This window comes from Actinomadura montaniterrae (assembly GCF_008923365.1).
Taxonomy (GTDB): domain Bacteria; phylum Actinomycetota; class Actinomycetes; order Streptosporangiales; family Streptosporangiaceae; genus Spirillospora; species Spirillospora montaniterrae.
In genome coordinates, this window is the sequence record NZ_WBMR01000344.1 from 1 (window position 1) to 7,399 (window position 7,399).

The following is a 7,399-nucleotide window of genomic DNA, read 5'->3' on the forward strand; positions in this document are numbered from 1 at the left end:
CGCGCTGCGCGCGATCTACGACGAGCTCGGCCGCGGGTTCCGCGCGGCCGCCGCCGACCTGATGCGCCGGGCCGGGTCGCCCGACCCGGCCCGGCACGGGCCGCTGCTGGTCGCGTTCGTCGAGGGCCTGCTGTTCGACGCGGTCGCCGGCGCCGGCCCCGAACCGGACACCGCCGGCCTGCGCGCCGCCGTCGCCGCCTACCTCGACGGCGTCCTCCCCCAGGACACGATCCCCGCCGGGCCCGGGGCGGCACTGCAGGGGGCGCGTCAGAACGGGTAGGGGGCGATCTCCCCGCGCACCGTCACCCACTGGGTCTCGGTGAACGCCTCGATGTTGGCGTCCGGGCCGCCGAACCGCGACCCGTTGCCCGACGCCGCCAGCCCCCCGAACGGCACCACCGGCTCGTCGTTGACGGTCTGGTCGTTGATGTGCACCAGCCCGGTCGGGACCGCGTCGGCGATCGCCATCGCCTGCCCGACGTCGCCGAGGATCCCCAGCGACAGCCCGTACTCGCTGTCGCGGGCCAGCGCGACCGCCTCGTCCACCCCCGAGAACGGCACGACCGGCGCGACCGGCCCGAACACCTCCCGCGCGTAGGCGGGCATGTCCGGGGTGACCTCCGCCAGCACCGTCGGCCGGTAGAACAGGCCCTCGTGGGTGCCGCCGGCCGCCAGCCGCGCCCCGGCGGCGACGGTGTCGCGGACGAGGGCGTCGACGTGCGCGAGCTGCCCCTCGTCGATGATCGGGCCGAGCGCGACCGGCCCGGCCGACGGGTCCCCGACCGGGAGCTTGTCGGCCTTGTCGGCCAGCGCGGCGACGTACTCCTCGTGCAGGCTCTCGTGCACCAGGTGCCGCCCGGTCGTCATGCAGATCTGCCCCTGGTGCAGGAACGACCCCCACGCGCCCGCCGACACCGCCTTGCCGATGTCGGCGCCCGGCAGCACGATCAGCGCGTTGTTGCCGCCGAGCTCCAGGTGGGCGCGCTTGAGCAGCCGCCCGCACGCCTCACCGATCTTGCGGCCCGCCGCGGTGGAGCCGGTGAACGACACCACCCGCACCTGCGGCGCCGCCACCACCGCCTCGCCGGCCTCCAGCCCGCCCGGCAGCAGGTGCAGCAGTCCCTCGGGCAGCCCCGCCTCCTGGAACACCCGCGCGACGCTGACGCCCCCGCACACCGCGGTGCGCGGGTCCGGCTTGAGCAGCACCGCGTTGCCGAGCGCCAGCGCCGGCGCCACCGAGCGCATCGACAGGATCAGCGGGAAGTTGAACGGCGCGATCACGCTGACCACCCCGGCGGGACGGCGCCGCGCCAGGCTCCACCGCGGCTGCGCCGACGGCAGCACCAGCCCCTGCGGGTGCGAGGCCAGCGCCGCCGCCTCGTAGCACAGGCCCGCCGCGAAGTGCGCCTCCAGCTCCGCCTTCGCCGGCACCGATCCGGCCTCCCGCACGATCCAGTCCTGGATCTCCGCGGCGTGCTCCTCGAACAGCCGGCCCGCGCGGCGCAGCACCGCGGCGCGCTCCTCGTAGGTGCGGGCGGCCCAGTCGCGCTGCGCTTCCGCCGCAGCGGCGGCGGACGCGGCGACGTCGCGCGCCGACGCCTGCCCGAGCGTGCCGAGCACGGCGCCCGTCGCCGGTTCGACGACCGGCAGCTCGCCGCCGTCCGCGGCGGCCCACCCGCCGGTGAAGATCTTGCCCGTCCACGTACCGGGATCCAGCAACGCCATCGTCGATTCCTCCTCGAACACGCGCCCGCGCCCGCGGGCCGAACACGGGCCCGCACGCCCGGCGCGGCCCGTCCCCCCAGCCTCGCCGTACCGGGCCGCCGGCGGAACAACGCGTTTCCGCTGAACGGAATGTCCCGCCGCGGGCCGCGCCGAAACCACGCTCACGCCCCGTCGGCCCGGTAAATCCGTTGCGGGGTCCGCGCGGCGCCGCGCATACTGATCACATCGACCGGCCACCGGGAAGGGAGCAGACCATGACGTGCCGACGCGGCCGACGCACCTGCTCCCGGTCCACCCGGCGGGCGGCCCCCTGACCCTCGCGCACCCCGCGCGTCACGGCCGCCCTCCCCTCCGGAACGGCGGCCTTTCCGCTGTCCAGGGCCTGCTCGAAGGCCCCAAGCCCGCGCCCCTGCGGGTCCCGACGCTGTGGCCGAACGGTTTCCAGGCACCGGATTGCAGATCCGGATCATGTGGGTTCGAATCCCACCAGCGTCTCCAGCCCCGCCCCCACAGTCACCCGGGGGCGGGGCCCCGCTCCCCGTAGCTCAGAGGACAGAGCGCCGGACTCCGAAGCCGGGCGCCGCAGGTTCGATCCCTGCCGGGGAGACCCAGCAAGACCCCAGCAAGACCCCGTACCGGCACCGGCGGAAGGGCGCGCATGCGCAAGATACCGACACTGTTCGTCCGCGACTGGGACGGCGACCCCCGCCACGTCACCCGCGAGCCCGACCCGGCCTGCGCGTGGGTGCTCGCCGGCGAGGGCCGCGCCACCCGCAAGTACGACGGCACCTGCGTCCGCTTCGACGGCGCCCGCTGGCACGCCCGCCGCGAGGTCAAGCCCGGCCGGCCCGCACCGCCCGGCTTCACCCCCCTCGCCACCGACCCCGCCACCGGCAAGACCGTCGGATGGGAGCCCGCCGAGCAGTCGGCGTTCTGGAAGCACCTGCGCGCCGCACTCGACGCACTCGACGGGGGCGACGGGGGCGACGGGGGCGACGGGGGCGACGGGGGCGACGGGGGCGACGGGGGCGGCCTCGTCCCCGGCACCTACGAGCTGATCGGCCCCAAGATCAACGGGAACCCGGAGGGCGCCGCCGCGCACACCCTCGTCCGGCACGGCGCCGACGACCTCGGCGAGGTCCCCCGCGACCACGACGGCCTGGCCGCCTGGCTGCGCGCCCGCCCCTACGAGGGCATCGTGTTCTGGCGCGACCCGGCCGACCCCGGCTGCGCCAAGGCCAAGATCAAGCGGCGCGACTTCCCGCCCGCCTGACCCCCGCCGGCGGGGGAGGGGGCGGGGTCAGGCGGCGTGCTCGGCGAACATGGCGACCAGGCCGTCGGGCGCGTCGGCGGCCAGGCACCGCTCCAGGTTCTCCGCCGAGGCCGCCGCCGCCTCGCGCCCGCGCGCGAACATCGCCGCCTCGTAGGCGGCCAGCGCCGCCTCCGCGTCGCCGGGGTGCGCCGCGATCGCCTCGCCGAGCTCCGCGCCGTCCAGCATCGCCAGGTTCGCGCCCTCGCCGGCGAACGGCGACATCAGGTGCGCCGCGTCGCCCAGCAGCGTGACGCCCGGCACCCGGTCCCAGCGGACCCCGACCGGCAGCGCGTGGATCGGCCGCGGCAGCAGCGGCCCGTCGGCGTCGCCGACCAGCGCCCGCAGCCCCTCGTCCCAGCCGCCGAAATGCTCCAGCACGGCCGCCTTCGCCGCCGCCGCGTCACCGAAGTCCACGCCGTCCGCCCACTCGGGCGGGACCCGCAGCGCGGTGTAGACGTGGACGCTCCCGTCCGGCTCCCGGTGCGCCAGGAACCCCCGGCCGCCGCCGAGCGCGAACAGCATCCCGCCGCCGGCGATGCGCGCCGCCTCCGGATGGCGGACGCCGGCGTCGCGCAGGTCCGACTCCACCATGATCACGCCGGTGTAGGCGGGGACGGCGTCGGACACCAGCGGGCGGATCCGCGACCACGCCCCGTCCGCGCCGACCAGCAGGTCCGTGGTGAACGTCTCCCCGCCGGCCAGGCGCACCTCGTGGCGTCCGCCGCCCAGCGGCCGCGCCCCCTCGACCTTCGCGCCCCACCGCACGGTGCCCTCCGGCAGCGAGGCCAGCAGCAGGTCCCGCAGCGCGCCCCGGTCCACCTCGGGACGGCCGCGGCCGCCGTCGTCGGGCTCGGCGAACCGCACCCGGCCGCCCGCGTCGAGGATCCGCATCTCCTCCCCGCCCGCGTGCACCAGCGGCAGGAACCGCTCGTGCAGGCCCGCCGCGCGCAGCGCCCGCTGCCCCGACTCCTCGTGGATGTCGAGCATGCCGCCCTGCGCGCGGGCGCCCGCGGAGGCGTCCAGATCGAACACGGCCGCCTCGATGCCGTGGACGTGCAGGACCCGCGCCAGGGTCAGGCCGCCCAGGCCCGCCCCGACGATCGTGACCGGCTCGTGCGCGCCGCTCCTCGCGCCGCTCCTCGTGCCGGTCGTCGTGTCGCTCGCGTTCATGGTGTCCTCCCGATGTCGTCGTCGTGGTCCGGTGCGGGGGTGGCCAGCACGCCGGTGATCAGCGCCCGGAACCCCCACGACAGCCGCTGCCGCGGCGTGCCCGACAGCAGCGGCCCGGCCAGCGCCGCGATGTGCGGCCGCCGCCCGGGCGACGCGCCGCGCAGCGCCTCCACCAGCGCGTCCCAGTCCCCGGCGGCGTCGGCGTCGGCGTCGCGGGCGGACTGCTCGGCGGCCGTCGCGGTCGCGTGCTGCAGCAGCACGTCCACTCCCCACGCCGCCTGCCCCGGCGACGCGCCGCCCTCGGCCAGCAGCGCCAGCAGCCGCTCGACCAGGTCCAGGTAGTTGTCCCCGCTGGGCCGCGCCGCCAGCGCCGACCGCGCCAGCCCCGGATGCTCCATCAGCATCGCGGTGTAGGAGGTCAGCACCGCCTCCAGCCGCTCGGCGAACGTCCCCGACGCCGGCGGCGGCGCCACCGTCCCCAGCAGCTCGTCCAGCACCGCCGCGTGCAGCTCGGCGGTGCTGCGCACATACACGTACAGCGACGCCGGGCCGGTGTCCAGCTCGGCGGCCAACCGCCGCATCGTCACCTTCGCCAAGCCCTCCGCGCGCACCAGCCGCGCCGCGGCCGCGACGATGCCGTCCCTGGTCAGGGCGGGTTTGGCCGGGCGTTCGCGGCGGCTGCGCGGTGCGCCGCCCGCAGGCGTGTCAGCTGTCATGCCCCCACACTAGACGAACATGTTCGTTACGAACAAGTTCGTAACGAACATGTTCGTCGTGAGGTGCGTCACCGTCCGCCCCGCCCGCCGCGGTCCTTCAGGCCGGGCGGGACGCGACCGTGATGACGTGGCCGCTCACCCCGAGCAGCGACGGCACCGACTCCACCGCCCGCAGCACCTCCAGGACCGTCGCGCGGTCCTGTTCAAGGAGCTCCTCCAGCCCGCCGAACAGCCACACCGCGCCCTCCAGCCCGTAGGAGCGGGCGCCGGGCAGGCCGGCGTCGGCGAACTCGCGCGGCGGCTCGCCCGCCTCGTGCAGGTAGGCGGTGGTGAACCCCATCTCCGGCGTGGCGCGCAGCACCCCGGTCGCGACCGAGGCGTCCACGACCGCCCGCTCGCCCCGGTAGCGGCGCTTGCGGAGCATGTCGTGCAGCGCGGCGTGCCGGCCGATCGTCGCCGCCGCCACCACGCCGCCGGGCCGCACCACCCGCGCCGCCTCCCGCAGCGCCCGCACCCGGTCGGCGCGCTCCACCAAGTGGTACAGCGGCCCGAGCAGCAGCACCGCGTCGGCGGACGCGTCCGGCTCCGGCAGGTCGCGGGCGTCGCCGAGCCGCGCCGTCACCCCGGGGACCCGGGACGCCTGCTCCACGTGCAGCGGGACCGGATCCACCAGCTCCACGGCGTGGCCGTCGGCGGCCAGCCACTCGGCGTGCACCCCGGAACCGCCGCCGACGTCGACCACCCGCGCCGGCGGCGCCGGCAGCACCCGCCGCAGCACGTCCTGGGTCCGCCACAGCTCCAGCCGCCCGTCGCCCTCGCGCAGCCGCCGGTCCTCCTCGCCGCGCTCGTAGTAGCGCAGAACATCGCGATCCATGCCGCCGAGGCTCCCCGCCCCGGCCCGCCGCCCGCAAGCCGGTAAACCGCGGGGGAGGCGGGTCAGGTGCGGGCGCGCTCGGCGGCCACCGCGTCCAGCAGCCCGGGGAACACCGCGTCGAACTCCGCGCGGCGCAGCGCGTTCATGCGGGACGTGCCGACGTAGTACTGGCGGATCAGCCCCGCCTCGCGCAGCACGTGGAAATGGTGCGTCGCGGTCGACTTGCTGACCGGAAGGTCGATCGCTCCGCAGCTCAGGTCGGCGCCGGCCGCGTCGAGCTCGGCCACGATCCGCCGCCGCACCGGGTCCACCAGCGCCTCCAGCACCCGCTGCAGGCCCACGTCCTGCACGTCGGGATGCGGCGGGACCCGGTCCCGCCCGCCCTCGCGCGCCGCCGCCATACCGCACCTCCTCCGCCCATCGTACGACGATCATCAAAGTACGATGACGATCAAAGTTTGACAGCGATCGTACTTTCGGGTTGGGTGAACCCCCGGGCGGCGCGCCGCGCCGCCCGGCGAGGCCGAAGGGGCGATGCGCGATGACCACCACGGTGCGGTTCCACGAACTCGGCGGCCCGCAGGTGCTGCGGCTGGAGGACGTGGACACCGGCGAACCCGGCCCCGGCGAGCTGCTGGTGCGCGTCGAGGCGATCGGCCTCAACCGCGCCGAGGCGCTGTTCCGCGCCGGCGCCTACATCGAACCGGTCAAGGCGTTCCCCGCCCTGCTCGGCGCCGAGGCCGCCGGCACCGTCGAGGCCGCGGGCCCCGGCGTCACCGGATTCGCCGCGGGCGACCCGGTCAGCGTCGTCCCCGCGTTCTCGATGAACGACTACGGCGTCTACGCCGAGAAGGCGATCGTCCCCGCCGCCGCCGTGCTGCGCCGCCCCGAGGGCCTGGACGCCGTCGGCGGCGCCGCGGTGTGGATGCCGTACCTCACCGCCTACGGGGCGCTGGTGGAGACCGGCGGGATGCGCGCCGGCGACACCGTCGTGCTGACCGCCGCGTCCAGCAGCGTCGGCCTCGCCGCGATCCAGGTCGCCGTCCGCGCCGGCGCCCGGCCAATCGCCGTCACCCGCAGCCCCGCCAAGAAGGAGGCGCTGCTCAAGGCCGGCGCCGCCGAGGTGATCGTCACCCGCGGGCACGACGTCGCCGCGCCCGTCATGGAGCTCACCGGCGGACGCGGCGCGCGGTTCGTGTTCGACGCCGTCGCCGGGCCCGGTGTCACCGACCTCGCCCGCGCCGTCGCCCCCGGCGGCACCCTCATCGAGTACGGGGCGCTCAGCGGCGAGCCGACGCCCTACCCCGGCTTCGAGCTCGGCATGCCCGCGCTGAACATGCGGACCTACACCCTGCACGAGACCACCCGGGACCCGGCGCGGCTGCGCCGCGCCGAGGCGTTCGTCGCCTCCGGCCTGCGCAGCGGCGCGTTCGCCCCCGCCGTCGACCGCGTGTTCGGCCTGCACGAGATCGTCGAGGCGCACCGCTACCTGGAGGCCGGCGCCCAGATCGGCAAGATCGTCGTCACCACCGGCCGCTGACCGCCCGCCCCGGCACGACCGGCGCGGCACGACCGGCGCGGCACGACCGGCGCGGCACGACC

7 protein-coding genes, 2 tRNA genes and 1 pseudogene are annotated in these 7,399 nt (G+C 76.6%); 5 read left to right on the plus strand and 5 right to left on the minus strand.

Annotated features, from left to right (window positions below; translation table 11 throughout):
- Positions 1 to 280: pseudogene (locus F9B16_RS47805) on the plus strand (TetR family transcriptional regulator C-terminal domain-containing protein); the annotation flags it as partial.
- Here the strand turns inward: F9B16_RS47805 and F9B16_RS47810 are convergent.
- A complete protein-coding gene (locus F9B16_RS47810; RefSeq protein WP_151546911.1) occupies positions 268 to 1,725 on the minus strand; it encodes a benzaldehyde dehydrogenase in 1,458 nt (485 codons plus the stop codon). The pseudogene F9B16_RS47805 and the gene F9B16_RS47810 sit on opposite strands and share 13 nt — an antisense overlap.
- Before the next feature lie 420 nt (positions 1,726 to 2,145).
- Between F9B16_RS47810 and F9B16_RS47815 the strand changes: the two genes are divergently transcribed.
- The 3 genes from F9B16_RS47815 (at position 2,146) to F9B16_RS47825 (ending at position 2,998) form a co-directional block, all read left to right on the plus strand.
- Positions 2,146 to 2,223: transfer RNA gene (locus tag F9B16_RS47815), tRNA-Cys, on the plus strand.
- Between the two features lie 36 nt (positions 2,224 to 2,259).
- Positions 2,260 to 2,332 (plus strand) — tRNA-Arg (locus F9B16_RS47820).
- A 51-nt stretch (positions 2,333 to 2,383) separates the two neighbouring features.
- Positions 2,384 to 2,998: a hypothetical protein gene (locus F9B16_RS47825; protein ID WP_151546912.1), complete on the plus strand. Its 615-nt coding sequence runs from the start codon at positions 2,384 to 2,386 to the stop codon at positions 2,996 to 2,998.
- A gap of 27 nt (positions 2,999 to 3,025) precedes the next feature.
- Here the strand turns inward: F9B16_RS47825 and F9B16_RS47830 are convergent, their stop codons facing one another.
- The 4 genes from F9B16_RS47830 to F9B16_RS47845 all read right to left on the minus strand — a co-directional run bounded on the left by F9B16_RS47830 (position 3,026) and on the right by F9B16_RS47845 (position 6,198).
- Entirely contained in the window at positions 3,026 to 4,207 is a 1,182-nt protein-coding gene (locus F9B16_RS47830; RefSeq protein ID WP_151546913.1) for an FAD-dependent oxidoreductase, read from the minus strand.
- Positions 4,204 to 4,923, minus strand: a complete 720-nt coding sequence (locus F9B16_RS47835; RefSeq protein ID WP_151546914.1) for a TetR/AcrR family transcriptional regulator — start codon at positions 4,921 to 4,923, stop codon at positions 4,204 to 4,206. The genes F9B16_RS47830 and F9B16_RS47835 overlap by 4 nt, the downstream gene beginning before the upstream one ends.
- A gap of 97 nt (positions 4,924 to 5,020) precedes the next feature.
- Complete coding sequence (locus F9B16_RS47840) at positions 5,021 to 5,797, minus strand: class I SAM-dependent methyltransferase (protein ID WP_151546915.1); 777 nt, start codon at positions 5,795 to 5,797, stop codon at positions 5,021 to 5,023.
- A 62-nt stretch (positions 5,798 to 5,859) separates the two neighbouring features.
- Positions 5,860 to 6,198, minus strand: a complete 339-nt coding sequence (locus F9B16_RS47845; RefSeq protein ID WP_151546916.1) for an ArsR/SmtB family transcription factor — start codon at positions 6,196 to 6,198, stop codon at positions 5,860 to 5,862.
- A 140-nt stretch (positions 6,199 to 6,338) separates the two neighbouring features.
- On the opposite strand from F9B16_RS47845, the gene F9B16_RS47850 reads away from it, so the two are divergent.
- The gene (locus F9B16_RS47850) at positions 6,339 to 7,337 is read left to right on the plus strand and encodes a zinc-dependent alcohol dehydrogenase family protein (protein WP_151546917.1); all 999 of its coding nucleotides are present in this window, start codon (positions 6,339 to 6,341) and stop codon (positions 7,335 to 7,337) included.
- The last annotated feature ends 62 nt before the right edge of the window (positions 7,338 to 7,399 follow it).

What these genes read in the sequence shown, in the direction of transcription:
- F9B16_RS47810 (WP_151546911.1), bottom strand. Translation starts at nt 1,725, where the DNA reads ATGGCGTTGCTGGATCCCGGTACGTGGACGGGCAAGATCTTCACCGGC.
- F9B16_RS47825 (WP_151546912.1), top strand. Translation starts at nt 2,384, where the DNA reads ATGCGCAAGATACCGACACTGTTCGTCCGCGACTGGGACGGCGACCCC.
- F9B16_RS47830 (WP_151546913.1), bottom strand. Translation starts at nt 4,207, where the DNA reads ATGAACGCGAGCGACACGACGACCGGCACGAGGAGCGGCGCGAGGAGC.
- F9B16_RS47835 (WP_151546914.1), bottom strand. Translation starts at nt 4,923, where the DNA reads ATGACAGCTGACACGCCTGCGGGCGGCGCACCGCGCAGCCGCCGCGAA.
- F9B16_RS47840 (WP_151546915.1), bottom strand. Translation starts at nt 5,797, where the DNA reads ATGGATCGCGATGTTCTGCGCTACTACGAGCGCGGCGAGGAGGACCGG.
- F9B16_RS47845 (WP_151546916.1), bottom strand. Translation starts at nt 6,198, where the DNA reads ATGGCGGCGGCGCGCGAGGGCGGGCGGGACCGGGTCCCGCCGCATCCC.
- F9B16_RS47850 (WP_151546917.1), top strand. Translation starts at nt 6,339, where the DNA reads ATGACCACCACGGTGCGGTTCCACGAACTCGGCGGCCCGCAGGTGCTG.